30 protein-coding genes and 6 tRNA genes are annotated in these 25894 nt (G+C 65.5%); 10 read left to right on the forward strand and 26 right to left on the reverse strand.

Going from position 1 to position 25894, the window contains the following annotated elements:
- Window positions 1–12: 12 nt before the first annotated feature.
- The 4 genes from DK842_RS21880 to hpnC form a co-directional block, all read right to left on the reverse strand.
- Window positions 13–774, reverse strand: coding sequence for an SDR family oxidoreductase (locus DK842_RS21880; protein WP_114063388.1), 762 nt, complete (start codon window positions 772–774; stop codon window positions 13–15).
- Window positions 771–2042 (reverse strand): hydroxysqualene dehydroxylase HpnE, encoded by a 1272-nt coding sequence (gene hpnE, locus DK842_RS21885; RefSeq protein ID WP_168194956.1) that lies wholly within the window; start codon window positions 2040–2042, stop codon window positions 771–773. Before hpnE ends, DK842_RS21880 begins: the two co-directional genes overlap by 4 nt.
- Window positions 2039–2884 carry a presqualene diphosphate synthase HpnD gene (gene hpnD, locus DK842_RS21890; protein WP_114063390.1) on the reverse strand — a complete coding sequence of 282 codons (846 nt, stop codon included), beginning with the start codon at window positions 2882–2884 and terminating at the stop codon, window positions 2039–2041. Before hpnD ends, hpnE begins: the two co-directional genes overlap by 4 nt.
- A 64-nt stretch (window positions 2885–2948) precedes the next feature.
- The gene (hpnC, locus tag DK842_RS21895) at window positions 2949–3761 is read right to left on the reverse strand and encodes a squalene synthase HpnC (protein WP_114063391.1); all 813 of its coding nucleotides are present in this window, start codon (window positions 3759–3761) and stop codon (window positions 2949–2951) included.
- A gap of 204 nt (window positions 3762–3965) precedes the next feature.
- Here hpnC and DK842_RS21900 point away from each other — a divergent pair.
- Window positions 3966–4041: transfer RNA gene (locus DK842_RS21900), tRNA-Ala, on the forward strand.
- 143 nt (window positions 4042–4184) lie between these two features.
- On the opposite strand, the gene DK842_RS21905 is transcribed toward DK842_RS21900, so the two are convergent.
- The 4 genes from DK842_RS21905 to DK842_RS21920 all read right to left on the reverse strand — a co-directional run bounded on the left by DK842_RS21905 (window position 4185) and on the right by DK842_RS21920 (window position 8537).
- On the reverse strand, window positions 4185–6227 hold the full coding sequence (locus tag DK842_RS21905; RefSeq protein ID WP_114063392.1) for a restriction endonuclease: 2043 nt from the start codon (window positions 6225–6227) through the stop codon (window positions 4185–4187).
- Window positions 6228–6313: 86 nt separating this feature from the next.
- Entirely contained in the window at window positions 6314–7081 is a 768-nt protein-coding gene (locus tag DK842_RS21910; protein WP_114063393.1) for an amino acid ABC transporter ATP-binding protein, read from the reverse strand.
- Entirely contained in the window at window positions 7078–7758 is a 681-nt protein-coding gene (locus DK842_RS21915) for an amino acid ABC transporter permease (protein ID WP_114063394.1), read from the reverse strand. The genes DK842_RS21910 and DK842_RS21915 overlap by 4 nt, the downstream gene beginning before the upstream one ends.
- 14 nt (window positions 7759–7772) lie before the next feature.
- A complete protein-coding gene (locus DK842_RS21920; protein WP_114063395.1) occupies window positions 7773–8537 on the reverse strand; it encodes an amino acid ABC transporter substrate-binding protein in 765 nt (254 codons plus the stop codon).
- A gap of 302 nt (window positions 8538–8839) precedes the next feature.
- Here DK842_RS21920 and DK842_RS21925 point away from each other — a divergent pair.
- The 5 genes from DK842_RS21925 (at window position 8840) to DK842_RS21945 (ending at window position 9264) form a co-directional block, all read left to right on the forward strand.
- Window positions 8840–8915, forward strand: a tRNA-Ala gene (locus DK842_RS21925).
- An 8-nt stretch (window positions 8916–8923) separates the two neighbouring features.
- Window positions 8924–8999 (forward strand) — tRNA-Glu (locus DK842_RS21930).
- An 11-nt stretch (window positions 9000–9010) separates the two neighbouring features.
- Window positions 9011–9086, forward strand: a tRNA-Ala gene (locus tag DK842_RS21935).
- Window positions 9087–9105: 19 nt separating this feature from the next.
- A tRNA-Glu gene (locus DK842_RS21940) sits at window positions 9106–9181 on the forward strand.
- A gap of 7 nt (window positions 9182–9188) precedes the next feature.
- Window positions 9189–9264, forward strand: a tRNA-Ala gene (locus DK842_RS21945).
- A gap of 119 nt (window positions 9265–9383) precedes the next feature.
- On the opposite strand, the gene flgJ is transcribed toward DK842_RS21945, so the two are convergent.
- The 18 genes from flgJ to DK842_RS22035 form a co-directional block, all read right to left on the reverse strand.
- On the reverse strand, window positions 9384–10034 hold the full coding sequence (gene flgJ, locus DK842_RS21950; protein ID WP_232538555.1) for a flagellar assembly peptidoglycan hydrolase FlgJ: 651 nt from the start codon (window positions 10032–10034) through the stop codon (window positions 9384–9386).
- Window positions 10035–10074: 40 nt separating this feature from the next.
- The gene (gene flgN / locus DK842_RS21955; protein WP_114063397.1) at window positions 10075–10500 is read right to left on the reverse strand and encodes a flagellar export chaperone FlgN; all 426 of its coding nucleotides are present in this window, start codon (window positions 10498–10500) and stop codon (window positions 10075–10077) included.
- Window positions 10500–10763, reverse strand: a complete 264-nt coding sequence (gene flgM, locus DK842_RS21960) for a flagellar biosynthesis anti-sigma factor FlgM (protein ID WP_114063398.1) — start codon at window positions 10761–10763, stop codon at window positions 10500–10502. The genes flgN and flgM overlap by 1 nt, the downstream gene beginning before the upstream one ends.
- Window positions 10764–10882: 119 nt before the next feature.
- The gene (locus DK842_RS21965) at window positions 10883–11572 is read right to left on the reverse strand and encodes a Crp/Fnr family transcriptional regulator (RefSeq protein WP_114063399.1); all 690 of its coding nucleotides are present in this window, start codon (window positions 11570–11572) and stop codon (window positions 10883–10885) included.
- A 218-nt stretch (window positions 11573–11790) separates the two neighbouring features.
- Window positions 11791–12777 carry a flagellar motor protein MotB gene (locus DK842_RS21970; protein ID WP_114063400.1) on the reverse strand — a complete coding sequence of 329 codons (987 nt, stop codon included), beginning with the start codon at window positions 12775–12777 and terminating at the stop codon, window positions 11791–11793.
- Between the two features lie 3 nt (window positions 12778–12780).
- On the reverse strand, window positions 12781–13647 hold the full coding sequence (motA, locus tag DK842_RS21975) for a flagellar motor stator protein MotA (RefSeq protein WP_114063401.1): 867 nt from the start codon (window positions 13645–13647) through the stop codon (window positions 12781–12783).
- A gap of 16 nt (window positions 13648–13663) precedes the next feature.
- Window positions 13664–14359 (reverse strand): FliA/WhiG family RNA polymerase sigma factor, encoded by a 696-nt coding sequence (locus DK842_RS21980; RefSeq protein ID WP_114063402.1) that lies wholly within the window; start codon window positions 14357–14359, stop codon window positions 13664–13666.
- Window positions 14360–14363: 4 nt separating this feature from the next.
- Window positions 14364–14801, reverse strand: coding sequence for a flagellar basal body-associated FliL family protein (locus DK842_RS21985; protein WP_114063403.1), 438 nt, complete (start codon window positions 14799–14801; stop codon window positions 14364–14366).
- Between the two features lie 18 nt (window positions 14802–14819).
- Window positions 14820–15815 carry a flagellar hook-length control protein FliK gene (locus DK842_RS21990; protein ID WP_232538556.1) on the reverse strand — a complete coding sequence of 332 codons (996 nt, stop codon included), beginning with the start codon at window positions 15813–15815 and terminating at the stop codon, window positions 14820–14822.
- A complete protein-coding gene (locus DK842_RS21995; RefSeq protein WP_114063405.1) occupies window positions 15812–16099 on the reverse strand; it encodes a hypothetical protein in 288 nt (95 codons plus the stop codon). The genes DK842_RS21990 and DK842_RS21995 overlap by 4 nt, the downstream gene beginning before the upstream one ends.
- Window positions 16086–16478, reverse strand: coding sequence for a flagellar export chaperone FliS (gene fliS, locus DK842_RS22000; protein ID WP_114063406.1), 393 nt, complete (start codon window positions 16476–16478; stop codon window positions 16086–16088). The genes DK842_RS21995 and fliS overlap by 14 nt, the downstream gene beginning before the upstream one ends.
- Before the next feature lie 25 nt (window positions 16479–16503).
- Window positions 16504–17865: a flagellar filament capping protein FliD gene (fliD, locus tag DK842_RS22005; RefSeq protein WP_114063407.1), complete on the reverse strand. Its 1362-nt coding sequence runs from the start codon at window positions 17863–17865 to the stop codon at window positions 16504–16506.
- A gap of 86 nt (window positions 17866–17951) precedes the next feature.
- On the reverse strand, window positions 17952–18383 hold the full coding sequence (fliJ, locus tag DK842_RS22010) for a flagellar export protein FliJ (RefSeq protein ID WP_114063408.1): 432 nt from the start codon (window positions 18381–18383) through the stop codon (window positions 17952–17954).
- Window positions 18380–19693 (reverse strand): flagellar protein export ATPase FliI, encoded by a 1314-nt coding sequence (gene fliI / locus DK842_RS22015; RefSeq protein ID WP_114063409.1) that lies wholly within the window; start codon window positions 19691–19693, stop codon window positions 18380–18382. The genes fliJ and fliI overlap by 4 nt, the downstream gene beginning before the upstream one ends.
- 3 nt (window positions 19694–19696) lie before the next feature.
- Entirely contained in the window at window positions 19697–20368 is a 672-nt protein-coding gene (gene fliH / locus DK842_RS22020) for a flagellar assembly protein FliH (protein ID WP_114063410.1), read from the reverse strand.
- A complete protein-coding gene (locus tag DK842_RS22025) occupies window positions 20365–21423 on the reverse strand; it encodes a flagellar motor switch protein FliG (RefSeq protein ID WP_232538557.1) in 1059 nt (352 codons plus the stop codon). Before DK842_RS22025 ends, fliH begins: the two co-directional genes overlap by 4 nt.
- On the reverse strand, window positions 21407–23080 hold the full coding sequence (fliF, locus tag DK842_RS22030; protein WP_232538558.1) for a flagellar basal-body MS-ring/collar protein FliF: 1674 nt from the start codon (window positions 23078–23080) through the stop codon (window positions 21407–21409). Before fliF ends, DK842_RS22025 begins: the two co-directional genes overlap by 17 nt.
- Window positions 23081–23093: 13 nt before the next feature.
- Window positions 23094–23432: a flagellar hook-basal body complex protein FliE gene (locus tag DK842_RS22035; protein ID WP_114063412.1), complete on the reverse strand. Its 339-nt coding sequence runs from the start codon at window positions 23430–23432 to the stop codon at window positions 23094–23096.
- A 227-nt stretch (window positions 23433–23659) separates the two neighbouring features.
- On the opposite strand from DK842_RS22035, the gene DK842_RS22040 reads away from it, so the two are divergent.
- From DK842_RS22040 to fliQ, 4 genes are read left to right on the forward strand one after another with little or no spacing between them, the layout of a single operon-like run.
- Window positions 23660–24502: a FliM/FliN family flagellar motor C-terminal domain-containing protein gene (locus tag DK842_RS22040; protein ID WP_114063413.1), complete on the forward strand. Its 843-nt coding sequence runs from the start codon at window positions 23660–23662 to the stop codon at window positions 24500–24502.
- Between the two features lie 14 nt (window positions 24503–24516).
- Window positions 24517–24861 carry a flagellar motor switch protein FliN gene (gene fliN, locus DK842_RS22045; RefSeq protein WP_114063414.1) on the forward strand — a complete coding sequence of 115 codons (345 nt, stop codon included), beginning with the start codon at window positions 24517–24519 and terminating at the stop codon, window positions 24859–24861.
- Window positions 24861–25607, forward strand: a complete 747-nt coding sequence (fliP, locus tag DK842_RS22050) for a flagellar type III secretion system pore protein FliP (RefSeq protein WP_114063415.1) — start codon at window positions 24861–24863, stop codon at window positions 25605–25607. Before fliN ends, fliP begins: the two co-directional genes overlap by 1 nt.
- A gap of 13 nt (window positions 25608–25620) precedes the next feature.
- Window positions 25621–25893: a flagellar biosynthesis protein FliQ gene (gene fliQ, locus DK842_RS22055; RefSeq protein ID WP_043576093.1), complete on the forward strand. Its 273-nt coding sequence runs from the start codon at window positions 25621–25623 to the stop codon at window positions 25891–25893.
- The last annotated feature ends 1 nt before the right edge of the window (window position 25894 follow it).

A 25894-nucleotide genomic window follows, 5' to 3' on the forward strand; every position in this document is an offset into this window, starting at 1 on the left:
CCTCTCCCGGTTTCAGCCGCGCGGCTTGCGCAGGTCCAGCTCCAGCACTTCCCCGCTGCGGCCGCGGCTGTCTTCGCCCAGCCAGTACAGGAAATGCGGCATCAAGTCGGCCAAGTCGCCGCGCTCGCTCTTGTCCTCGCCCGGATGGGTGCGGTTGCGTTGCGGCGAATTGACCGCTCCCGGCAACAACAGGTTGACGCGCAGATGGGGGAACATCTCCCACTCGTCCGCCGCCACCTTGGTCAGGTACGGCAGCCCGGCGTTGGACGCGCCGAAACCGCCCCAGTAGGCCGTCGGATGCAACGCGTGATGCTCGCCGACGAACAGCACCGACGCGTCCGGCGCGTCCTTCAGCAGCGGCAGGCAGGCGCGGGTCAGCGCGAACGGCGCCACGGTATTGATCCGGTACTGGTTCATCCATTCTTCGATGGTCTGATTGGTCAACGGCGACAGCGCGTAAAAATGCGAGGCGCAGTGAACGATGCCGTCCAGACGATCGAACTCGCGTTTGATGGTCAGCGCCAGCTGGTTGAATTCATTCTCGCCCGCATTCAACAAATCCAGCGGCACCGCCGCCGGCTCCGGCCCGCCGGCCGCCACGATTTCATCGTAGACCTTCTCCAGCCCCTTGACGCTGCGCGACAGCAACACAACAGTGGCGCCGTGGCGGGCGAAGGTCAGCGCGGTTTCCCGGCCTATGCCCTGGGAGGCGCCGGTGATCAGGATCACGCGCCCTGCCAGCGCGTCTTGAGCAAACTCGGTCTTCATCGTCATGGTTCTATTCCTAAGTCTTGCAATACCGCCGCGGCCGCGGCCGCGCCGCTGCGCGCCGCGCCCTCCAGCGTGGCCGGGTACTCGGGGTGCGTCCAATCCCCGGCCAGATAAATCCCTTTGAGCGCCGAACGCGCCGCCGGCCTGTCCAGGCCGACCTCGCTGGCGAAAGTCGCGCGTTTTTCCACAACCACCCGCCGCTGAACGGGATCGGGCAAATGCGGCGCGACGCGGCGCGCGTCCGCCAGCGCCCGCGCCGCCAACTCTCCGGCGTCCGGCAACTCCGTCGGCGCGCTGAGCACCGCCGCCACCAGACCGGCCTCGCCGGCCAGCGCCTCGCGATCGAACAGCCAATCCATGCCGCCGCCGCTGACGCCCAGCATGGGCGCGGGCAGCCGCGGCGAAACGTCGAAGCGCAAGTAGACTGTGGCGATCGGCCAATAACGGAACGCCGCCAGCGCCGGCTTCAAGTCCGGCGCGTCCAGCAATTCCGCCGCATGGTAGGGCGCGACGGCGCTTATCACCGCATCATACCCTTCATCGTCCACCTTCGGCCCGTCCTCGCGCGAAACAATCCGCCCCGCGCGGCAGCCGGCTCGCAGCCGGGCGCCCCTTTCCGACAGCCAGCGCCAGGCCGGCTCGGGAAACAACGCGGACAGGCCTGCCGCCGGCAACAACAAATCGCTGTCCTCGCGCCGACCGCCCAGGCTGTCGCGCAAGGTCGCAGCCAACACCCGCATCGACGCCGACTCCGGCGGCGTATTCAGCGCGGACAGGGCCATGGGCCGCCAGAAGTCGTCGCGCAGCCTGCGGCTCTGGCCTTGCTCCGCCAACCACTCGGCCACGCTGCAATCGCGCGCCAACCGATAGCCTGCGCGCCGCAAGCCGTCCAGCGCGCGCGCCAGCCGCCACTTGTCTCGCCATCCGAGCCCCCGCGCCGCCAGCAAGCCAGCCGCCAGGTGCAGCGGCGCCGGCAGCCGGGGGCAATCCAGGCTCAAGCCCCCCTCCCGCCGCCATTGCAGCGGCCTGCGCAACAACAGTTGATCGGGATCGGCGCCGACAATCCGCATCAGGCGCAGGCATTCTGCATACGCGCCGAGCAGGATGTGCTGACCATTGTCAAACCTGCTCTCTCCGCGCCCGCTGCAACGCGCGCGGCCGCCGGGTTCGCGCCCGGCCTCATAGACGGTGACATCGGCATGCTCCGCCAGTTCCACCGCCGCGGCGAGCCCGGCCCAGCCGGCGCCCACCACCGCCACCCTGGGTCTCACGGCTTGTAGCCGAAAGTCCAGGTTTTCCAGGCCAGCCACAGCTTGCGGCCGGTTCCCAGCGACAGGCGCTGGTTCAGCACCTTGGCCGGACCATCCTGCTGGATTTCCCGCAGCGTGGCGCGGTAGATGGCCGCCATCAGGAGCCCCGGACGCTGCGATTTGCGGTCCGCCGCCGGCAGCAGCTCCCAGGCTTTGCGGTAATGCTCGTGCGCGCGCTCGATCTGGAACGCCATCAACCCCTTGAAGGCGTCGCTTTCCTCGTAATGGAGAATGTCCATCGCCGGGCAGTTGAAACGCTGCAGCTCGTCCATCGGCAGGTAAATGCGATCGCGGCGGGCGTCTTCGCCCACATCGCGGATGATGTTGGTCAGCTGGAAGGCGATGCCCAACTCGTGCGCGTACTCCAGCGTGCGCTCGTCGGTGTAGCCGAAGATGCGCGCCGCCAGTTTGCCCACCACGCCGGCCGCCCGGTGGCAATACAGCAGCAAATCCTGGAAGCGCTGGTAGCGGACCATGCCCAGATCCATCTCCATGCCATCGACGATCTCCTCCAGCTCCGATTGCGGCAGCTGAAACGCCGGCAAATGCGGCAACAGCGCCTGCATCACCGGGTGATCGGCCTCCCCGCGATAGGCGCGCTGCACTTGGCCGCGCCACCAGGCCAGCTTGGCCTGGGCCACTCCCAGGTCATGGCATTCATCCACAGCGTCGTCCACCTCGCGGCAAAACGCGTATAGCGCGGTGATCGCGCGCCGCCGCTCTTCCGGCAGAAAACGGAAACTGTGATAGAAGCTGGAGCCGCTGGCCGCGGCCTTGTCCTCGCAATACTGATCGGGCGTCACGCGCCTCTCCCCTGCTGTCGCCCGCCCGCTTGGCGGAAAGGCTCGTTTTCAGCGCCGCGCCGGCTCATTTGGCCCGGCACGCCCGCCACATCATATATATCCAATCGCCAGCGCCCAGCGCGGGCCGCTGTCCGAACACGTCGCCGCCTGACGCGTGCAGCTTGTGCAAAATACGGTCGCCGCCCATCACGATCAGCCTCAGTTCCAACCCCAGCCGGCCGCGCAGCGTTCTTCCCAGCGGCGCGCCAGCCTGCAGCATCTTGCGCGTCCGCTCCACTTGGAACAGCATCAGCGCCCGCCACTTGGCGTCGGCGCGGCCGGCTGCGATCTGCGCCTCATCCACGCCGAAGCGCGCCAAATCCTCTTGCGGCAGGTAAACCCTGCCCTTGCCCCAATCCACCGCCGCATCCTGCCAAAAGTTGATCAGTTGCAAGGCGGTGCAGATGCCGTCGGCCTGCGCCAGGCTGCGCGGATCGGTCTCGCCGTACAACGCCAGCATCAGCCTGCCCACCGGATTGGCCGAACGGCGGCAGTAGTCGACCAGCTCGCCGAAGCTCTGGTAGCGCGTCTTGACCACATCCTGGCGGAAAGCGGACAGCAAGTCGCGCATCGGCTGCAGCGGCAACGCATGCGCTGCGACGGCCGCGGCAAGCGGGGCCATCAGCGCGATTCGCGTCGGCTCGCCAGCCGCGATGCGGTCCAGGTCCGCCTCTATGCGATCCAGCTCGGCCAAGCGCTCGGCGGGGGCCGCGTCGCCCTCGTCGGCCACGTCGTCCGCGTAGCGGGCGAAACGGTAGATGGCGTGCACCGCGCGCCGCATCCGGCGCGGCAACAACAAGGAGCCCACCGGGAAATTCTCGTAATGGCCGACCGACATCGCGCCCTCCTGCGCATCCGGGCCGCCGATTATACCCGACGCCTCCCCGCAGCGTCCCGCGCGCTGACATCGACATGCGACTATGTCCTAAAGCATTCCAACAAGCCTTGCCCGGCAATTTTCACTTTTTTCATCGCAAGGTGTTTACAATCGACAAAAACGCGAATAGAATGCTCAGCACTGTGAACGCAGCGACGGACCAACGGGGGTATAGCTCAGCTGGGAGAGCGCTTGCATGGCATGCAAGAGGTCAGCGGTTCGATCCCGCTTATCTCCACCAACCGACTGCTTCACAATGAAACCAGCCCGCTCGCGCGGGCTTTTTTCATTGCGCTCCGCCATCCGGGCCGCCGGAGAATTCGAGACTGCCCGCCAGCGCCCATCCGCGCAAAAAAGCCGGACCTCGGCCGGCTTTTCCATCCATCAAGACCGGCTCAGCCACAAGCCGCCCAAAGACGCGCCACCGCCGCCGCTCTTGGCCGCCTCGGCCAGCCTGGCCTCGTAAGCCTCCCTCACCCCTGCCGGCACGCCGCGGACCGGCGTGGCCGATTCGGCCAAACGCTCGCGCAATGCGCCGCCCAGAGCATCGGCAAATGCTTCGCGCGCAGCCCCGTCCGCCACCGCCTCGGCCTGCCGCGACAAATCCTCCGGCAGCCGCAAACGCGCGAGCCTGGCCTGAAAAGCCGGCAAGTTCTCAGACGTCAAACGCTCCAGCATCGGCAGCAGATCCTTCTTCAGCATATCCTCTGCCACCTGCTCGACAAATCGCTGGCCATCCAGGCGCCGCAAGGCGATCGACTCCTGAATGAAACCCGAAGCATCGCTCTCGGCCAGATCAGGATGCCGCATGGCAAGACCCGCCCGGAGCATGGTGCGGTTGTCGTTGGTGAAATTATTCTCGCCATTGCCGACATAGGCCGGCATCAGGCCGGACAAGGCAGCGGATGCCGCCTTTACCGTGCCCAGCTGCGGCGACACTACCACGGAAGCCACTTCGGCGCCCACCTGGTTTTCCACTTCCCGCACGACGCCGCGGGAGCTTGTCTTGGCGAAATAATCGCGGGCGGCGAGAAAATCCCTCACCAGGCTGCCCAGCACATCCCAATCCGCGCGCGCGCCGCCCTCCGGCCGCATGGCCAGCAGCCCGGCCTCGATTTCCGCCGCGGACGCCCCTCCCAGCAGCATATTCGACAACGCCTCGCCCCCCGCTCCAGGCAAACGGTCCAATTGGCCCAGGATGCGTTCGGCGGCATGATCCAGATAGGTATGCTGCACCCGGCCCGCCAGTTGCGCCACCGCGGCGCCGACGACAACCAAGCCGCCATCGCTGTTCGCGCCACGACTCTGCAGGCCGAGGACGGTGCGGAAAGGCTGGTCGCTGTAAACCTGGTCATAATCGTAAACCGGCTCCAGCTGCGATGCGATTTCACCCAGCATGGTGCCGGCGCTGCCCGGCTTGTTGATGTCCTGCCCCAGCGCGTAGACGTAGTAGTCGGCCTGCAAGCGTTGCGCAGCCTGCGATACGCCGCCTCCCGGCGCGGTATAGCTCAGACTCATCCCGCCAGCCTCCGCCGGCGAGATCTCCAAGGCATCCACTTTATGCAGCGCAGTGCCAGCCAACTCCGGCGCGAATTTCAGCTGATTGCCATCCAGCAGCACTGGCGCGGTGGTGCGCACAAACCAAGCCACCTTGGCGCCCAGCTCGCCCGCGCGCTCCACTGCATCGATGCCGGCATTGGGCCCATGGACCACCACGGTTTTTCCGGCGAAACGGGATGGATCCGCGTCGCTGGCGCGCATGAACTCGTCCAGATCCATCACCTTGCCGCGCAAGGCCTCCGGCTGGGTCAGACGAATATTGCCCAGGCGCTTTTCCGCCTCAGTTTGCGGCGCGGCCTGATTCCAGATGCTGGTATGCGGCCCCGCGCCCGCGCCCAGCACGACTTGGCGGCTATCCAGCACTCTGCCGTCGTCCAGCGTCAGGCGGAAGCAGCCGTCGTCGAGACGGCTGATGTCTTTCACCTGCGCCTCCAGGCGCTCGGCGCCCAGCGACTCCAGCCTGCCGATCTGCCGGCCATTGCCGGCGGCGAATTCGCCGCGATCGGCATAGCCGGGGTCGTAAGCCGGCGCGCGCTCGCCCCACTGCCCGATGATTTCGCTCTGATGGTTGATGTAGCCTTGACCGCGCACCGACGGCGACCACGCGTCCTCGATGCCGATCACGCTGACCTTGCCCAGCAACGGCTGATCGTCCTCGCCCCCTTCGAAGCGGCCCGACATTTCATTGGCGAGATAGGCGATGCTGCTGCCCGCGCCGATGAAAGTCACCTCGCGCAAGCGGTGTGGATCCAGCCCAAAGCCGGCATCCCCCACCTTTCCGCTTTCCGCCGCGCCTTGCGCGCGGCCTGACTGCTGCGCGGAGCCGGCCGAACCTGCCGGAAGATGCAGTCTATGTCCGATGAGCATTTTCTTCTCCCTGTGTTGATACGGTCGTTTTACCTATCGGCCCCACCGGGAAATATAAAAATTTGCTCATCCATACCGTCAACAGCTCAAATCTGCACCAGATCCCTGGCGCCCGCCGTCAGCGTGGAAACATACTCCGCCGTGCGCGCCTCGCGCGGCGCGCCGAATATCTGCGCGGCGGAGCCCGCCTCGACCACGCGGCCGTTTTCCAGAAACACCACGTCGCGGGCGACGCTGGAAGCCAGACGCAGATCGTGCGTGGCCATCAGCATGGTGACGCCGTCGGCGGCCAGCTGGCGCAACACCGCCACCACTTCCGCGGCCAACTCCGGGTCCAGCGCCGACGTCGGCTCGTCGCACAGCAAGAGCTGCGGCGACGGCGCCAGCGCGCGGGCGATCGCCACCCGCTGCTGCTGTCCGCCGGACAGCGTGGACGGCCAGGCGTCGGCCTTATGCGCCATGCCCACCTTGTCCAGCAACTCGCGCGCCCGCGCCTCCGCCTTGTCCCGCGGCCAGCGCTGCACGGTCAGCAGTCCTTCCATCACGTTCTGCAGCACGGTCTGATGCGGAAACAGCTGGAAGCTCTGGAACACCATGCCGGTGACGCGGCGCACGCGCAGGATGGCGTCGCGGGACAACTTCCTGCCGGGTTCGAAACGCAAGGTCTCGCCGGCCAGCTGCAGCTCGCCGGCATCCGGCGTCTCCAGCAGATTGGCGCAGCGCAGCAGCGTGCTCTTGCCGCTGCCGGACGGGCCGATCAGCGCAGTGACGCCGCCCTCGGCCAGCTCCAGGCCGACATCATGCAGCACGGTCTGCCCGCCGAAGGATTTGACGATACGACTCAGCTTGATCATGACGCGACCCCTACCGGCGCCACGTGCCGGTCAAAACGTTTTTCCAACCGTTCCTGCAGCCAGGTCAATACGGTGCTCAACAACAGATAGATCAGCGCGGTCTCCAGATACAGCAGCAGCGGCTCGTAAGTGGTGGCCGCGATGCGCTGCGCCGCCTGGAACATTTCAGGCACCGTCAGCACCGCCGCCAGCGAAGTGTCCTTCACCAGCGAGATGAAGGAGTTGGCCAGCGGCGGCACCGCCACCCTGCCCGCCTGCGGCAGGATGGTGCGGCGCATCGCCTGCGACCAGCTCATGCCCAGCGAATACGCCGCCTCCCATTGAGCCTTCGGCACCGACGAAATCGCGGCGCGTATTACTTCCGAGGTGTAGGCGCCTACGCTGAGCACGAAGCCGAGCAGCGCCGCCGGGAACGGATCGAACACGATGCCGACCCGCGGCAAGCCGTAAAAGATCACGAACAGCTGCACCAGCAGCGGCGTGCCGCGCACCAGCCAGGAATAGCCGCGCACCAGCAAAACCAGCGGGCGCGGCCCGAACAGCCGGACCAAGGCCACCGCCAGGCCCAGCGCCAGGCCGCCGGCGAAAGACAACAGCGTCAGCGGCACGGTGAATACCAGGCCTGCATACAAAAGGGACGGCAGCGAATCCGCCATCAACTGCAACCACGGGGGCATTGCCGCTCCTCAACTCAGCGCGACACGTCCGCGCCGAAATACTTGCGCGAAATCTTCTGATAGGTGCCGTCGGCCTTGATCGAGGCCAGCGCCTTGTCGATGGCGGCCTTCAGCTCCGGGTTGCCCTTGCGCAGCAGCACGCCGGACGCGTCGCCGTTAGCCTCGGTGGCGGCCACTTTCAGGCGGGACTTGGGCTGCTTCTTCTTGAAGTCCAGGAAGGACAAGCTGTCGTTGATGGTGGTCTCCACCCGGCCGGACTCCAGCAACGCGACTGATTCATTGAAACCCTGGGTCGGAACGATCTCGGCGCCGTAGCGCTGCGCCAGCTTGCCGAAGTTGCTGGTCAGGGTGTTGGCCGACTTGCGGCCCTTCAGGTCCTCGAAACGCTTGATGTCGCGGTTGTCGTCGCGGACGATCAGCACCGCCTTGGAGACGATGTAGGGAACGGAGAAGTCGTATTTGACCTTGCGCGCGTCGGTGATCGCCACCTCGTTGATCACCACGTCGTAGCGCTTGACGTCCAGGCCGGCGATCAGGCCGTCCCACTTGCCTTCGACGAATTGCGGCTTGACGCCCAGCTTGGCGGCGATCGCCTGGCCTATCTCCACGTCGAAGCCGGTCAGGCCGCCCGCGGCGTCATGATAGGTGAAGGGCGCGTAAGTGCCCTCGGTGCCGATCTTCAGCACGCCGGCCTTGCGGATGTCGGCCAGATCGTCGGCATGAGCCACGGCACCGGCCGCGGCAAAAATCAGCGCGAACGCTGCGTTCAGTTTCTTCACTTTCGATTCTCCAAAATACGGCATCCCAGCCGGAATATCGGCCAGCCACTGAGACACCATATCAGTCGAAAATTAGAACACTAAGTAATATTATTTTACTTTATTATTCCATTTAGCAATTAAAATACCCAAAATGCCTTTCCATTGCGCCGCAAACAACGGAACGGCCAATCAAAACGGGTAAAACCTGCATTTTTCCAAAATATTTTCACAAACCGCTTGCACGGCCAAATTGGTCAAGGTATAGTTCGCCTCCTGTCGAGACCGAACGGTCGGCGCGAAAGCGAAATCGATGGATATGTGGGGGTATAGCTCAGCTGGGAGAGCGCTTGCATGGCATGCAAGAGGTCAGCGGTTCGATCCCGCTTACCTCCACCAACAATTCAGTCCCCATCGTCTAGAGGCCTAGGACACCGCCCTTTCACGGCGATAACCGGGGTTCGACTCCCCGTGGGGACGCCATAGTTTCATGTGGGGGTATAGCTCAGCTGGGAGAGCGCTTGCATGGCATGCAAGAGGTCAGCGGTTCGATCCCGCTTACCTCCACCACAATACAATTCAGAAGTAAGTCCCTATCGTCTAGAGGCCTAGGACACTGCCCTTTCACGGCGGCAACCGGGGTTCGAATCCCCGTGGGGACGCCAGCATACTGGGGGTATAGCTCAGCTGGGAGAGCGCTTGCATGGCATGCAAGAGGTCAGCGGTTCGATCCCGCTTACCTCCACCAGTTAAAAAGCCGAAATCTTATGATTTCGGCTTTTTTCTTTTTATTTATCAAAATTACACCAAAATAGAAATTGGCGCCGCAGCGCCAACCACTCCGCGGCTCACCGCCGCAAGCCGGACCTAGCGCGCGCCCCGGCGAAACAGCCGCGCCACGCCCGCCAGTTTGGACGCGTAGTCCGGGTCCGTGGCATAGCCGCCCCGCGCCAACGCCGAGGCGAAAGCCTCCGCGTCGCCGCCCACACCCAACGCCGCCCGGTAGCGAGGATTCGACGCCAGCAGGTTCGCGTAGTCGTCGAACGCCGCCCGGTAATCGGGATACGCGCGAAACGACTCTACCCGACTCTGCTTCTGGCCATGAATGAACTCGGTAGTCATCGCCGCCGCCGCGTCGCCTCGCCAGCGCGAATCAGCCTTGATGCCGAACAGATTGTGGCTATTGCTTCCATCGCCGCGCACCAGCGGCTTGCGCCCCCAACCCGACTCCAGCGCGGCATGCGCCAGAATGACATCCGGCGCCACGCCCAGGCGCGCCGCCGCAGCCTGCGCATGCGGCAGCATTTCCTCCACGAAAGCCTGCTTGTCTTTCGGCGCGAAGGCAGCATCGATCGCTCCCCCTCCCAGCTGCTGGCGAACCCGCCAGGCCTCCGGAGACAAGGCAGGAACCGCGCCCGCCTCGCCATTGGCGATATAACGCTCCACTTCGGAGCGCACGCCGGCGAATTGTTCGGCAAAACCAGCGCCGTCGGACGGCAAGTCCAGCGGCAAAGCCACTCTGTTCGCCCCCCAGCCCGCAGCCGGCGCGCCATCCATGTCACTGCGCCGCGTAAACATCGCTCTCGCCTTCCAATACCCGCAGCAACAGTTGCCTGCGCTCCTGCAGCAATTCGCCATTGCGCAAATTGCGTTCGCGGCAAGCATCTATCAGTCCGCGCAGCCGCCTCACATGCGCATCGCCCTGCTCGCGCAAGGGTGCCGGCAAAGCGCCGATCACGGCATCCACGGATCGCTCGGAGCCTGCCGGCAACAAGGCGTCGACCAGCCCCTGGCGCTCGCGCCGGCTGCCCTCCAGCCTGTCGCACAACCCGGATATCTCCGCCGCGCACGCCTCCAAACCGGCGGCATCATGTCCCAGCGCGGCGCGGAACTGTCTTTCCAGCAGATCGACAAGCTTGGGATAGTCGGACAAATCGCCGCCTATCGTGGCGAACAGCCGCCGATACAAGGCCTTTGTGTCCATCAACGTCCGCCGTGATATTGATCGATCAGCCCGGCCAGCCGTTGCGCGTCGAAACGCACCTCGCCGCGAGCCAGCGCTGCGCGGACCGCCTCCACCTTGGCCTGGTCGATTTCCGGCATCGCCTGCAGCGAAGCCGCCAGCGGAGCCTCCGCCGGAGAGAGCGCCCTGGAGGCAGGCCGCGGCGCATCGCCCGCCACCGGAGCCTCAGCCTTGCCTGCGGCCGCCTTGTCGCCGCGCCAGGTGCTAAGAGAGGAAATCTGCATCTATCTGCCTACTGACTATATGGGTGTGATACCGTTACTAGGCGACGTCGCGCCGCCAAACTTAAACCGGGAAAACAAAAAAGCCGCGCAACCAACGTCGCGCGGCCTCCCGGGGCGGATCAGAAATTCTCCGGCAACATCTTCAAGACGATGATGCGCCGATTTTCCAAACGGATGTAATGGCCGTAGATCAACTCCTTCAGGATACGCGCCACCATCTCGCGCGAGGAGCCGATCTGGTCGGCGATTTCCTGCTGGGTCAACTGCTTGCGCAGAATCAGCACGCCATCCTGCTCGATCAGCATCTGATTGATCAGGATGCGCACCCGGCCGTAGACGTCCAGCAGCGCCAGATTGCGCGCCAGCATGGTCATGTGCCGCACCAGCGAAACCAGGTAGCGCATGATGTGGCCGCGCACCTGCTCACATCCGGGCAGACCGTCTTCGCTGTCGAAAAACCGCTTGAGCGCCTCGCGGGAAAAACTCAGCAGCACACTGTCCTCGTCCGCCACCGCATTGCTGCCGCGCTCGCCGCAGTCCACAAACGACTCCATGCCCAGCAACTGGCCGGGCATGAGCATCTGCAGCACATATTTCTTGCCGCCCGGCTCGGACACATAAACCTGCATGCAGCCGCCCAGCAGCAAACCTACCGAATCGGACTCGTCTGCCTCCTCGTACCAGGATTCGCCCTTCGCCAAACGCACGGTTTCCGAATACTCCAGAACCCGGTCCAGCGCCTCGTCGTCTTCCAAATGACCAAATAGCGGCGTCTGCCGCAACATCTGCCTTACTTGCTCTTGATTCATCTCGGTAACACGTCCCCGACTTATCAGCACGCCAAACCACCAAAGAATGCTGTAGTCATTAATTATTGTTTGCTGTATGAGATATGACTCATACAGGCGACATTGTTATCAAAGGTGGGGAAATTGTAAATATTTTGGTTAAAATTTATGTGAAAAAAGCACAGAAAAAATCTATTGAAACAAAATTTTTTCTGTGCTTAACAAATTTTAACAGCAAATTACTTGATACCGATGGTATTTGATCTCAATTTTTGTAATTCATCGGCATTTGGTAGCGCTAACGCAACACCTGGCGGGGCGCCGCTGGTTTCCGCAGGCGCGCCGAACATCGACACCACCGCCTCGGCCTGGCCGGAAGTCAGCACCAGCAGCTCTATCCGGCGATTGGCGGCCGCCAGGGGATGCCGCTTGTCCAACGGCGCCCGTTCGGCCATGCCGACCACTTGCAGCACCGAATCGGCGGCCAAGCCGCCCTGCATCATGTGCACCCGGGCAGCCATTGCCCGATTGCTTGACAATGACCAATTTGACATGGCGGCGAACCCTCCCGCGCGATGATATTGCGCGGCATCGGTGTGGCCGACCAACAGCAGACGGTTGTCTATCTCGCCCAGCATCGCGCCCATTTGCTGCAGCAAGCCGCGGAATTTCGGATCGACGATGGCGCTGCCGCGCTCGAACATGCCTTGCTGGTCGGTATCATGCAGCGTCACCCGCAGGCCATACGGCGTCACCACGGTCTGCAAGTTGCTGGAAAGCCCGGCCTCCTTGCTCATCTGCGCCAGTTGCGCAGCCAACTTGCGCAGATCCGCCTCGCTGTCGTAGCGCTTCCTCGGCAACTCCGGCGGCTCGCTGGCGCGCTTGTCGCTGTCGCGCAGAGCCGACTTGCTGGCCGCCTGGCTGCCGGCCTGCCCGGGTATGGGATCGCGCGGGATCAGCGTGCCAGGCGGGTTGCCCATGTGGTCTATCTGCCGGCCATTGCCCTGCAACAACGGGCTGCCGCCGGAAGTGGTCAGCAACTGCTGCAGATTTTCCTGGTCGCGGGCCGCCAGTACCCATAACACCAGGAACAGGCACATCAGCGCCAGCACGAAGTCGGCGAAAGCCACTTTCCAGGCACCGCCATGCCCCTCATCGGATTGCCGGCGAGATACCTTCTTGATCACCGCGCCTTCATGATCGCCCTTGTTCTTCAGGCCGGCCATCGCTTAACCCAGCCCTTCCATCGTATTGATCCAAGACTCCAGCTGCGAAAAGCTGGGCTTGGTGTTCAACTGCACCAGCCGGCGGCCGGCGTCGATCGCCAACAGCGGCGGCTTGCCGGAAACGTGGGTGGTCAGCACCACCTTCACCGATTCAAAATGGGACAGCTCTTCCTTGACCAGCTGATGCATCACGTTGGACAGCGGGTCCAGCACGCCGTAGCAGAAGAAAATGCCGATGAAGGTGCCTACCATCGCCGCCGCCACGCTGTTGGCGATCTCCCCGGCGCTGGCGCCCTGGCTGACGGTGTTCATCGCCATCACGATGCCCAGCACCGCGGCCAGAATGCCGAAGCCGGGCATCGCCTCCGCGATCTTGTGCAAGGATTTGGACGGTTGGTTCAGCTGCTCATGGATCGCATCCAACTCCTGGTCCAGCACGCCTTCCAGCTCGTGGGCATTGATCTTGCCCATCGCCATCAGCCGGAAGTTGTCGACGATGAAGGCCAGCAGCTTGCGGTTTTCCAGCACCAGCGGATAGCGGTTGAACAAGGAACTTTGCTTCGGCGCCTCCACGTGCTGGTCCAGCGCCTTCAGGCCGCGGCTGGCGGTGATCAGCAGCTCGTACATCAGCAACAGCTGCTGGCGCTGGAATTCGGCACCCTGCTTCTTGCGCACCACCACGCGCTTGATCTGGCTGCCCATTTCCTTGAGGACGTGCGGCGGGTTTCCCAGCACGATGGCGCCCAGCGCCGCGCCGCAGATGATCAACAGTTCCACCGGTTGCCAGATCACCGACAGCACGCCGCCGTGCAGCATGAAGCCGCCGAATACGCAAACCAGCACGATCAGAATGCCAAACAATTGCTGCATGGGATGTTTCCTTGCCTCAGGCCGCCATCAGACAGGCCTGCATCTTTTTCAGGGCGCTCTTGTTGATCTGGCAGATGCGGGCCTCGGTCAGCTCCAGCACCGCCGCGATCTCCTTGAGACTCAGTTCGAATTCGTAATACAGCTGGATCACCTGCCGCTCGCGCTCGTTGAGCGCGGTCAGCGCGCGCGCCAGCTCGCTTTGCCGCTCCAGCCGGGATTCCGGCGACCCCTCCGCCGCCAACTCCATGCCGGAGGCCACCAGCTCGTCGAAGCTGGCCATCGCCTCGGCGTTCTCGGCCAGCAACGCTTCGCGGTAGGCGTCCGCATCCAGCCCCAGCAAGGCCATCGCTTCCGCCTCGGAAGGCTCGCGCCTCAGCTTGCGCCGCAGTTCGCGCAAGCCGTCGCGGACTCGATGAGCTTCCTGCCTCACCGAGCGAGGCCGCCAGTCCAGCCGTCGCAACTCGTCCAGGATGGCGCCGCGGATGCGCAGCATGGCGAAGCCGGCAAAGCGCTCGTCCGGCTCGCCGCCGTAGCGGCGCAGGCAATCGAGCAGCGCCATCAGCCCGATCTGCTCCATGTCCTCGCGATCGAACACGCCGCCGGCCTGGCTGGCCAGCTGGCGAGCGGCGCGCTTGACCAGCGGCGCGTAGGCCGCCAGGTGACGCCCCTCGTCGGCCGCCTGGCAGGGAAGCTCGTAGCTCTCGGCGTACATCGGCTTATTCGATGATCAGCTTGCTGACCATCACCTCGGTGAATGGCTGCTCGCGCCCCTCGCGCGCATAGTTGGCGCGATAGGAGCGGTCCAGCAGCTTCTGGAAATCGTCGATGTTCAGCGCGTTGGCCCGCTCGCGGGTCAGTTGGGACAGCGCGCGCACCGCCACGCTCTTGAGCAGCGGCAGCTGCTCCTTTACCTTAGCCTCGCTCTCCAGGCTGCTGCGGAACACGAGGTCCACCGCCATGTAGCGCGCGTCGCCGCCGGATTCGCTCTTCAACATCACGATGATCTTGTCCAAGGTGACGAAGCGGTATTCGGCCGGCGGCGGCTTCACCGGCTCCGCCTGCGCCGATTGCTGGTAATACCACCAACCGCCGCCGCCGGCGCCGGCGACCAGGACAGCCACCAGCGCGGCCACGATCAGGGTTCTGCTATTCATCAATCACCTTCCTTCTCGTCAACCCTGATCCAATTGAAAAGCGTCGGCCTGCGCCCACCCTTGCTCGCTCAAGGCGCGCCCTGGCTGCTGCCGCTCCTGCTGCTCGCGCCCCTGGCGGCCGCCCTGTCCATGGCCGGAAGGCAGGCCCTCGCGCACCTCCACCGCCACCTGGGTGTACTGGCGCCCGCCCAGGTCCTGCCGCAATGCCTCGCCTATGCCTTGCAATTGGCGCACCACTTCGCCATGCGAAGCGGTCAGTTCTACCGTCAGCGCGCCGGCATGATGACGCAGGGAGATTTCCAGCGTGCCCAACGACGGCGGATCCAACCGCAACGTGGCTCTGTCCATGTTCTGGCTGGACAAGGCCGGCAACCGTTCACCCAGCGCCGCCTGCAGCTTGCCGCTCCAGCTCTCCGGCTGCGCCGCCGGCAAGGCCAGGCTGAAACTGTCTGCAGGCTTCCCGGCATCGGCCGGGCGCGCCGCCGGCAAGACATCGGCGCCGGGATGAAGCTCCAGAACCCGCGGCGTCGCCAGATCGGCCAGCGGCGCCGGCAATGGCTTGTCCGCGAGCCTGGCCGCAGGCGCGGCATCGGCGATCCGGCCGACATCTGCCGCAGGCGCGTTATCAGCCTCAGGAGACCGGGGCGCCAGCGGCTGGCGCGGCATCAAGGCCTGCCAGGTCTGCGGCTGCAGGGCCGGACTCAGCGCGGCCGCGTCCACCGCTTTGCGCGGCTTGTCGTCCGCATCGCCCTTCTCCGCCGGCGGCTCGCCGTCGGCGGCCAAGGCGGGAACCGCCTGGCGCGAGGCATCCGCCAAGGAAGGCGCAACCGCCTCCAGCGGCGCCTCCGGCAGCGCCTGGCGCGCGCCGGCGTCGGACATCGCATCGGCGAAGCCCGCCGTCGGATCGACATCCATCCACGACAGATCGTCCATCGCCGGGTTGATCGCCGCCTCTCCCTCTCCCGGCGGCGCGGAAGCAAGGGCCGCGGTTTGCGGCGGTGCCACTCTGCTCATGCTTGTTCCCATTCACTGAATTGCGCGTAGGCCAGCCGGCCTTCGCGCTGTTGCCCGATCATGGCGATCTTGCCGCCCAGCGCATCCAGCTCGGCCTGGCTCATCGCCAGCGCCTCCCGGTAAGCGGCAAAAAGCGCCTGCCGGTCATCCGCGTCCAAGCCGCAGCCGGACTGCGTCAAAGCCTGGCGCAAACGCGCGTCGAATGCGGTCAGCGCGTCCCAATCCCCGCGCCGGGCCGCATCGACCACGCTTTGGCACCAGCGCTCGACCTCAGGCCGCGGCATGCTGGTCCCGCACGCCGATCCAGCCGCCCTTGAGCATGACCAGCAGCTTCTCGGCCTCGTCCAGCGGCGCGCCGTCGAGTTCCACGCTGGCCTGATACAGCCGGTGGGCGCAGTAGTCGTACAGCCGCGCCAGGTTGGCCACCACTTCGCCGCCGGCTTCAAAGTCCAGAGCGCTGGACAGGCCATTGAGAATATTGATGCACTTGCTGATGCTCTCGCCCTTCTGCTCGAAGCGCTGGTGCGCCAAGTGGCCGCGCGCGCGGGCAATCTCTTCCAGAAGGCCGTCGAACAGCACCAGCACCAGCTCCACCTGGCTGGCGGCGCCGGTCTGGGCTTCCAGATTGACCGCGTGATAGCTGCGATAGGCTTCGTAATCCACGATCTCGTCCTGCTTTCTTTCAAATTCAGAAGTAATTGGAATTGGCGCCGAACATGCTCATGGTCTGCGTCATCTGGTCCTGCATGCTCTGCAGCTTGGTGAACTGCGCCAGATAGCGGTTGTAGGTCTGCTCGAAATTCTTCTGCAGCGCCTCCTGGCGCCGGGTCAGATCTTTCTGGTTGCGGTCCTCGCTGTCTCGGCGCAGCTTGAGCAAACCGCTGCTGCTGTTCAGCCATTTGTCCAGGTAGTCGGCGCTTTGCTTGAGCGCGCCGTTCTGGTCGGCGCCGTTGAAAAAGCGGTCCAACGCGTCCGGGCTGGCCTTCAACGTTTCGCCCAGTTTCTTGCTGTCCAGCTCCAGCGTGCCCTCGCGGGTGGCCTTGATGCCCAACTGGCCCAGGGTGACGCCATCGTAGGACTGGCGCAGGATGGCGTTGAGCTGGCTCTTCAAGCCGCGGATGCTGGAGTCGTCGGCGAAGGCGCCTGCCTGCTTGCCGCTGCCGCCGGACTGCGACATGTCGGAAATCGCCTTGTAGATCTTGTTGTACCCGTCGATGAAGGACTGGACGTTGGCGGTGGTGTCGCTGTCGCCGCGGCTGACGGAGATTTGCAGCGGCGGATCGGTATCCTTGCTGACCTTGTTGACGGTGAAGCTGACGCCCTGGATGTTGTCGAAGGTGTTGGAGCCCTGCTGTAGCTTGACGCCGTTGGCTTTCCCACCCAGCCAGACCACGGCGTCCTGCGCCTTGCTCAACTCCTTGGGCGCGGACAGGCCGTTCTTCAATCCATCGTCGCTGATGCCGGCCAGGTCCAGCGAAATCGCGTTCTTTTCGCCGCTCTTGCCGGAAGACAGCACCAGTTGGCTGACGCCGTTGTTGTTCAACACCATGGCGTTGACCTTGCCCGAGTTGCCGCTGGCGCGATTGATGGCCAGCGCCAGCTCGCTCGGCGACAACTTGCCGTCATTGTCCCGGTCGGCGCCGTCCAGCGCGACTTCGAACGACTCGCCGCCGCCCAGTTTGACGGTGAACTTGTCTCCCGCCTTGGCGGCGGCTCCCGCCAGGTCGCCCATCAGCAGTTGCTGCGAACTGGCCAGCTGCTCGACGAATACGGTGTAATTGCCCGCTGCGGCGTTGCCTTTAGCTGTGACCGTGGCGGCGCCGTCCGGCGTGGCGGTGGCGTTCATCGCTACCAGGCTCTTCTTGCCGGTCAGCGTGGTCAGGCTGGACTTGTACTCCTGCAACGCCTTCTGCAGCTGGTTCAGCGCGTCGCCTCGCGACTTGGCCGCCTTGGTCTGGCTGTCAATCTGCGCCTGCAGCTTGCTTAACTGGCCGCGCGCCAGGTTCTCAGCCCAGGTGGAAGGGGGCACCGCGTTGAAGTCGATAGCCATCGGTATTCCTTTCGTCCGCTAACAGGTATGTACCCAGCCAAGGCGACCATCGGCGGCCCAGACTGAAACAGCGTGAATATTCACCACTAGCCACACCCCCTGAGCCACGCCTGGCCGGCGGTTTCGTCGGTGCGCTTCTGCTCCGCCCGGCTCTGTTCGGTCCGCCATTCCAGCAGTTTCTCTTCCCGCAACAGCTTCACCTGCTCCTCGCGCCTGCGCGCGTCCTGCAGGCGCAGCCGGCTGACCTCGGCGTCGGCTTGCGCCAGTTGCAGATCCTGCTGTTGCGATTGACGCAAGCCCAGCAAGTGGCTCTTGTAGCCGGCGCAATTGAGCGCCAATGCCGGATGGCCAGCCGTGCCGCTGGCGCCGCTGGCCGCGCTGAGCTGGTCCAGCCGTTCGATATTGCGCCGGTAGCGCTCCTGCAGCCGCCGTTTGGCGGCCAGCTCGGTTTCCAGCCGCTCGCCGTCGCGTTCGCGCAGCCTGAGCAGCAAGTCGAGTTGTCTTATCGGCTGGTTCATGCGGTGGCGAGCTCCTGCAATTGGCGCAAACAATCGGCGTAAGGCGCGGCTTCGCCGGCGCCCTGGCACAGCAGGGCCTCGATGGCAGGCTGCAGCCGCAGCGCGCGATCGGTGGCGGCATCGGCGCCGGGCACGTAGGCGCCCAGCGGCAACAAACCTCGCACCTCCTGGTAGCGGCTCCAGGCGCCGCGCAGCTCCCGCGCGGCGGCGGCGTGCCCGCCGTCGATCAGCTGGCTCATGCAGCGGCTGACCGAGCGGGAAATGTCTATCGCCGGGTAGTGGCCGCGCTCGGCCAGCTCCCGGCTCAATACGATGTGGCCGTCCAGAATGGCGCGGGCGGTATCCACCACCGGGTCTTGCTGGTCGTCGCCCTCGGCCAGCACGGTGTAGATGGCGCTCATGCTGCCTTCGCCGCCTTCGCCGTTGCCGGCGCTTTCGGCCAGGCTGGGCAGCAGGCCGAACACCGACGGCGGATAGCCGCGCGTGGCCGGCGGCTCGCCCAGCGCCAGCGCCACTTCGCGCTGCGCCATCGCGTAACGGGTCAGAGAGTCGACCAATAGCAGCACATTGCGGCCGCGGTCGCGATAATGGGCGGCGATGGTATGGCACAGCTCGGTGGCTTTCAGCCGCATCAGCGGCGACTCGTCGGCCGGCGCCACCACCAGCACCGCCTTGGCCAGCCCTTCCGGCCCCAGCGCATGCTCGACGAACTCGCGCACTTCGCGGCCGCGCTCGCCGATCAGGCCGACGACGACGACCTCCGCCTCGGTATGGCGGGTGATCATGCCCAGCAATACGCTCTTGCCGACGCCGGAGCCGGCGAACAGGCCCACGCGTTGGCCGCGGCCCAGGGTCAGCAGCCCGTTGATGGCGCGCACGCCCACGTCCAGCGGCGTATCGACCGGTTTTTTCTTCAAGGGATTGATTTGCGGCGGATGGGCGGCCAGCGGCGCGTCGCCGCCCAGGCGGCCCTTGTCGTCCAGCGGCTCGCCCAGGCCGTTGACAATGCGCCCCAGCCAGCCGTCCCCTATCATCAGTCCGCCGTTATCCGGCGCGGGCAACACCCGCGCGCCGGTGGCGAGGCCGACCGGCTTCTTGAACGGCATCAGGAAGGACACCTCGCGGCGGAAGCCCACCACCTGCGCCTGCAGCCAGCCGCCGCCGGCGGTTTCCACCAGGCAGCGCTGCCCAGTTTGCAGCGGACACCCCACGCTTTCCAGCAGCAAGCCGCTGACGCCCACCAGCTTGCCGCTGACGGTGGCGACCGGCGCGTCCGGCACCGAGAGCTGGCTGAGCGCCTGGCGCAGCATCGCTTAGCCCTCTTCCGCCGACAGCTGCTCGCGCAGGCTGTCTACGCAATGCTCCAGCCGCTGCTGGCAGCCGGCGTCAGCCTCGAACTCCGCCCCGCGCACCCGGCATTCGCCCGGCGCCAGCGACGGATCGGCGCAGAGCTTCCACTGCGCGGCGCGGTCCGGGGCCAGTTCGCGGATGCGCTGGCACTCTTCCGGATTGAGCAGCACTTCCACGTCGCCCTGCGCGTGAGCGCCCTGCGGCAGCGCCGCCAGCGTTTCCTCCACCAGATCGAGTATCTGCACCGGCTTCAGCGCCAGCTCGCAGCGGATCACCTGGCGCGCTACCTTGGCCACCAGCTCCACCACTTCGTCGCGCTGCGCGGCCTGGTAGTCGCGGCACAGCTTGTTCAGTTGTTCGATGGCCGCCGCTAGCGGCGCCCCCAGCGTTTCCAGCCCGGCCAGCGTCTCGGCGCGCGCGGCGGCGACGCCTTCGGCGCGGCCTTGCTCCAGCCCCGCCAGGTAACCCGCGTCGCGGCCGGCGGCCTCGCCACTGTCGAAGCCTTCGCGGTAGCCGGCGTCCATGCCCTGGCGGAAGCCGTCCGCGGCCGAAGCCTGAACTTCGGCCGCCGCGTCGGGTTCCAGCGGCGCGCCGTCTATCAGCGGCGGAAATCGGAAAGGTCGCCAGTGCTTCACTCGACCACTTCCTCAGGGAACAGCTGCAGGTCGATCTCGCCGGCGTCAGCCAGCTGCTTGACCTGGGCCATGATCTCGCGGCGCGCCTCCTCGACGCGGCTCTTGGGCACTGGCCCGGAGCGGCGCATGGTGGCCTCGAAGTTTTGCGCCTGGCGGCGCGGCATGGTCTGAATGATGGCGTCGCGCACCGCAGGCTCGGCGCCCTTCAACGCGATCGCCCACTGCTCCAGCGGAATGTCCTCGCAAATGCGCATCAACACTTCCTCGGTCTGGCGCGACAGGACGAAGAAGTCGTACATCCTCACCTCGATTTCGTCGACGATCTCCGGATCGTGCGCGCGCAGCAGCTCCATCATCCGGCTGCGGTCGCCCGGCAGACGGTTGATGATGTCGGCGGTCTGCTGCATGCCCTCCACCGCGGTGCTTTGCGTGTGCAGGCTTTCCAGGCAGCGATTGACCAGTTCGTCCAATTCGTTCAACAGTTCGCGGTCCACATCTTTCAAGCGGGCGACATTGACCAGCACGTCGTCGCGGCTGGCTTCCGGCAGCGCCTCCACCACTTGGCCGGCCAGCGCCGGCGGCAGGAAGGCGAGGAACACCGCCTGCATCCGCACGTGCTCGGCGGCGATGCGATCGGCCAGCCACTGCGGCGACACCCATTGCAGCCGCGCCATCTTGGGACGGATGGCGTCGCCGTAGATGGTGTCCAGCACGCTGCCGGCAATGTCGCCTCCCAGCGCCAGCTCCAGCGAACGCTTGAGGAAGCTGCGGCTGGCGCCGTGCACGCCGCTTTGCTCGCGGTACTCGTCGAAGAAGCGCTGCATCGTGGTTTTCACCGCGTCCACCTTGATGCCGCTCATGCCGGACATCGCCTGCGTCACTTGCAGCAGCTCTTCGCGGCTGAGGCAGCGCAGCACGGCGGCGGCGGGCTCCTCGCCCATGCACAACAGCAGCACCGCGGCCTGTTCGATGGCGCTCATCTGGCCGTTGCCGGCGGGAGGAGAAGGCGGAATGTAAGCCGGGAACTCCGGCGCCGGATTATTGTTTGCGTCCATTGTTCTGCACCCATTGCTTGACCACTTCGGCGACGCGCTCCGGCTCCTTGGCAGCCAGGCCCTTCAGGTGTTCCACCATCACGTCCACCGGCGAGCCGGCGGGCGGCAAGTCGTAGTTTTCCAGCAGCGGCACCACCGGGCTGTCTCCCGGCGCGGCGGCCAGGGCAGCCTGGCGCTGGCTCGCCGCCTCGCGCAGCGGACGGTTGTCCAGCAGCGGATCCTCCGGCGTCACGTCCAGCTCGTCCGGCGTGTAATCGCTCAGCTTGCGCTCGGCCAGCTGGCGGGCGAGCTTGAGCAGCGGCCTCGCCAGCAGCAGATAGGCCAACAGCAGCGCCACCGCGTAGCCGGCCCAGCGCGCGCCCTCGAACCAGGTTTCCGGCTGTTCCCAGAAGGGCTCCGCCGGCGCCGGCCGCGCGAAGCTGAGCGCGGACACTGCCAGCGCGTCGCCGCGCTCGGCGTTGATGCCCAGGCCATTGCGCAGCAGCTTGTCGATATTGGCCAGCTCGGCCGGCTGCCATCCCTTGCCGCCGGGTGCGGCGGCCTGGTTCAGCGCCACCGCCACGCTGAGGCGCCGCAGCGTGCCGCGCGCGCGCTTGATATTGGTGATGTTGCGGTCGTAGGCGTATTGACGGGTGACGGCGTTCTTGCTGTTGCCGGCCTTGTCGGCGGCCGGCGACGAGGAGTCGGTATTGACCGGACGGTTGCTCAGCGAGCCCGGCACGCCCAGCGCCATCCGCTCGGTGCTGGTTTCCTCGCGCGAGGCCTCGTTGGTGACCTTGGGCGCCTCCCCGTATTTTTCGCGGGTTTCCTCGACGCGGTCGTTGTCGACGTCGGCGGTGACGCTGACCTTGAAATTCTCAGCGCCCAGCGCCGGCGTCAGCAGATCGCGCGCGTTCTGCAACGCTTCTTCGCGAAAGCGGCGCGCCGCCTCGCTACTGTTGCCAGCCACGCCGCCGTCGCTCAGATCCACATGGGCGGACAGCAGATTGCCGCTCTGGTCCACCAGCGTCACCTGCGACGCATCCAGCGTGGACACGCTGCCTGCCACCAGCTTGACCACGGCGGCGATCTGTTCGCTGGACAGGCGCTGGCCCGGCTTCAGCGTCACCACCACCGAGGCGGAGCCCTTCTCGCTGCCCGCGGTGACGAAAGAGGTGCTGCGCGGCAGCGACAGATGCACCCGCGCCGAGCGCACCGGATCGAGCGCCTGGATGCTCTGCACCAGTTCGCCCTCCAGGCCGCGGCGGAAGCGCACATCCTGCACGAACTGGCTGACGCCCAGCGGATCGTTCTTATCCAACAGCTCCAGACCGGCCGGCAACTGCGCCACCACGCCCTTGGCCGCCAGCTGCATGCGGGCGCGGGCCAGATCGCCGTCCGGCACCAGCACCTGGCCAGTCTGGGGATGCACGCGATACGGTATCTTTTCGGCGTCCAGCACCGCCATCATGTCGGCGCCGCTCACCTTCTCCTGCGCGCCGAACACCGGCTTGTAGCTGGCATCGTCGCGCCATAGCCACAGGGTGGCCACCACGCTCAGGCCGATGGCCAGCAGCACGATGGGCAGCAACGTGCGCCAGGCGTCGGCGGGCAGCAGCTTGCGGCCCGCCATTCTCAGTTGTACCGCGGCCAGGCCGCTGCGCAATTGTTTGACCACAGTCGGCTCCCGCTTACAACTGCATCTTGATCAGATCGTCGACGGCGCCGACCACTTTGTTTCGCACCTGCATCAGCATCGAGAACGACAAGCTCGCCTCCTGGCTCATCAGCATCGCGCCGACCAGGTCGTCGCTCTGGCCGCTGTCCACTTCGGTCATCTTTTCCGAGGCTAGGCGGCTTTGCTGGTCGACATCGCGCACGGCGGAGATCATGGCCTGGCTGAAGCTATGGCCGGCGGACGCGTCCTCTTGCAAAGCGTTGGGCGCGGGGGCGGACTGGCCGAGCTTCGCCATCTCTCCCAGCAGCTGGCTGCGGTCGGCGTGGATCATCACTCCCAGATTGGTGGCCATCGTTCATCCTTAGAAAAGCGGTATCGAAACTATTCAATCCGCCTGCAGCGTTTGTTAAATGCAGGCTGTCGGATTTTAAACTCACCGCTTTAGCATACCGATGGTACTTTTCACATTCCCAGCCGTGAATTTTCCCCCTTTACCGCCGCCGGACAGCCAGTAAGATGCACACTCCCAGCAATCGCCGGAGGCTGCCGCGCAGCCGTCGGCCATGAAACGAAGCCCTGATGCCCAAAGCCAAAATCGTCGCACCGCAGGAAGGCGCCCGCCTGCAGGCATTGGACCTGCGAACCCTGGGCCGCCCGATACACCTGCTGCCGCTGTTTGCCCGCGCCTTGCGGCAGGAACTGGATGACTTTCTCGAACGCGAGCTGAACCGCCGCTATCACGCCGGCTTCCGCATCGACGCGCTGCGCCAGCAGCTGCCCGCAGGTGACGAGCTGCGCTGGCAATGGCACGCGCTTGGGGAGTGGCAGCTGGGCAGCCACTTCGACCGCGGCTTGCTGCTGGGCATACTCGACTACCGCTTCGGCGCGCGCGCCGCGGCGGCTGACGACGCGCTGCCGGCCGAGACCGAAACCGAGCGCCGCCTGGGGCGCACGCTGGCCGAACGGTTGCTGCCGCGCCTGGCCCGCGCCATCTGCCAATTGGGCAGCGCGCCGCAACCGGACGCCGGCGCGCCCGAGCTCATGGGCTTTCCCGCCCAGGCGGCCTGGCAGCTGGAAGTAGACCTCAGCGACGGCGGCGCCAGGCTCGGCACGCTGCGCCTGCGCCTGAGCGCGACCGCCTTCGACTCGCTGTTGCAGAATTTGTCCGGCCAACGGCCTCGCCTTCTCGGCACCCCCGACTGCGCCAACTTCGCCGAGCGCCTGCGCATCCGCCTGGACGCCCGCCTGCTGGAGCAGGAGCTGCCGCTGGGCGCGGTGCTGGACCTGCGCCCCGGCAGCGTGCTGCCCGTCTCCATGCAGCCCAGGGCCGAGGTCTGCGCCCAGCGATCGCCGCTGTTCAACGCCCAGGTGGTGGAACGGCAGGGCAAGCTATGCCTGGCCGGCTTCGCCGACATCGAATAAACCAAGGAACCCGCATGGAACTGAACCAAGATTTCGACCTGGACGGCATTCTGGACGGTCTGGACGCCGAAGCGCCGGCCGCCGTTGAACCGCCCCCTGCGCCGCGCGACATGACGCCCTTCCTGCGCAAGATTCCGGTCAAGCTGACACTGGAAGTGGGCAGCGCCGACATTTCCCTGGCCGACCTGTGCCAGATCGGCGCCGGCTCCGTGGTGGAACTGGACAAGGTGGCCGGAGAACCGCTGGACATCAAAGTCAACGGCACCGTGATCGGCCGCGCCGAGGTGGTGGTGTCGGGCGACAACTACGGCCTGCGCGTGGTGGAGCTGAACGACCTGCAACTGGACAGCCTGGCCTGATGAAACGCTTTCGCGCCTTGCCGCCGCTCGCTCTCGCGGGCCTGCTGCTGGCCCCGCCCGCCTGGGCCGAGCCGCTGAAGCTGTTGTCGGCCAATGCCGGCGGCGCGTCCGTGGACTTCACGATCAAGACCCAGATCCTGATCCTGATGACAGCGCTGGGCCTGCTGCCGGTGCTGGTGCTGATGATGACCAGCTTCACCCGCTTCGTCATCGTGCTGTCGCTGCTCAGGCAGGCGCTGGGCCTGCAGCAGGGCCTGCCCAACCGCCTGGTCACCGGCGTGGCGCTGATCCTGACGCTGCTGGTGATGCGCCCGGTCGGCCTGCAAGTATGGAACGAAGCGATGGTGCCGTTCGATCAGGACAAGATCACCATGCAACAGGCGCTGGAAATCGCGGCCAAGCCGGTCAGCCGCTTCATGCTGGCGCAAACCAACAAGGCCGCGCTGACGCAGGTGGCCCGCCTGTCCGGCGAGGAGAACATCGCCAAGCCGGAGGATCATGCGTTCACCGTCAAGCTGGCCGCCTTCGTGCTGTCCGAGCTGAAAACCGCGTTCCAGATCGGCTGCATGCTGTTCATCCCCTTCCTGGTGATAGACCTGGTGGTGTCCAGCGTGCTGATGGCGATGGGCATGATGATGCTGTCGCCGCTGGTGATCTCGCTGCCGCTTAAGCTGCTGCTATTCGTGCTGGTGGATGGCTGGTCGCTGACCGTCAACACCCTGGTCACTTCGATCCAGGCTTATTAGAAGGACGGAAAGCATGCTGACTCCGGACATCGCGGTCGACATCGTCAACGACAGCCTGCGCGTGGTGGTGACGCTGGTGACGCTCTTGGTGCTGCCCAGCCTGATCGTCGGCGTGGTGGTCAGCCTGATCCAGGCCGCCACCCAGATCAACGAGCAGACGCTGTCCTTCCTGCCTCGGCTGTTGATCGTGCTGTTGACCATCGCGCTGGCCGGCCACTGGATCACCGGCTACCTGATGGATTTCTGCGTCGCCATGTTCCAGCGCGCCGCGAGCCAGGTGGGATAGC

Origin of the sequence: Chromobacterium phragmitis (genome assembly GCF_003325475.1) — a bacterium.
GTDB lineage: Bacteria > Pseudomonadota > Gammaproteobacteria > Burkholderiales > Chromobacteriaceae > Chromobacterium > Chromobacterium phragmitis.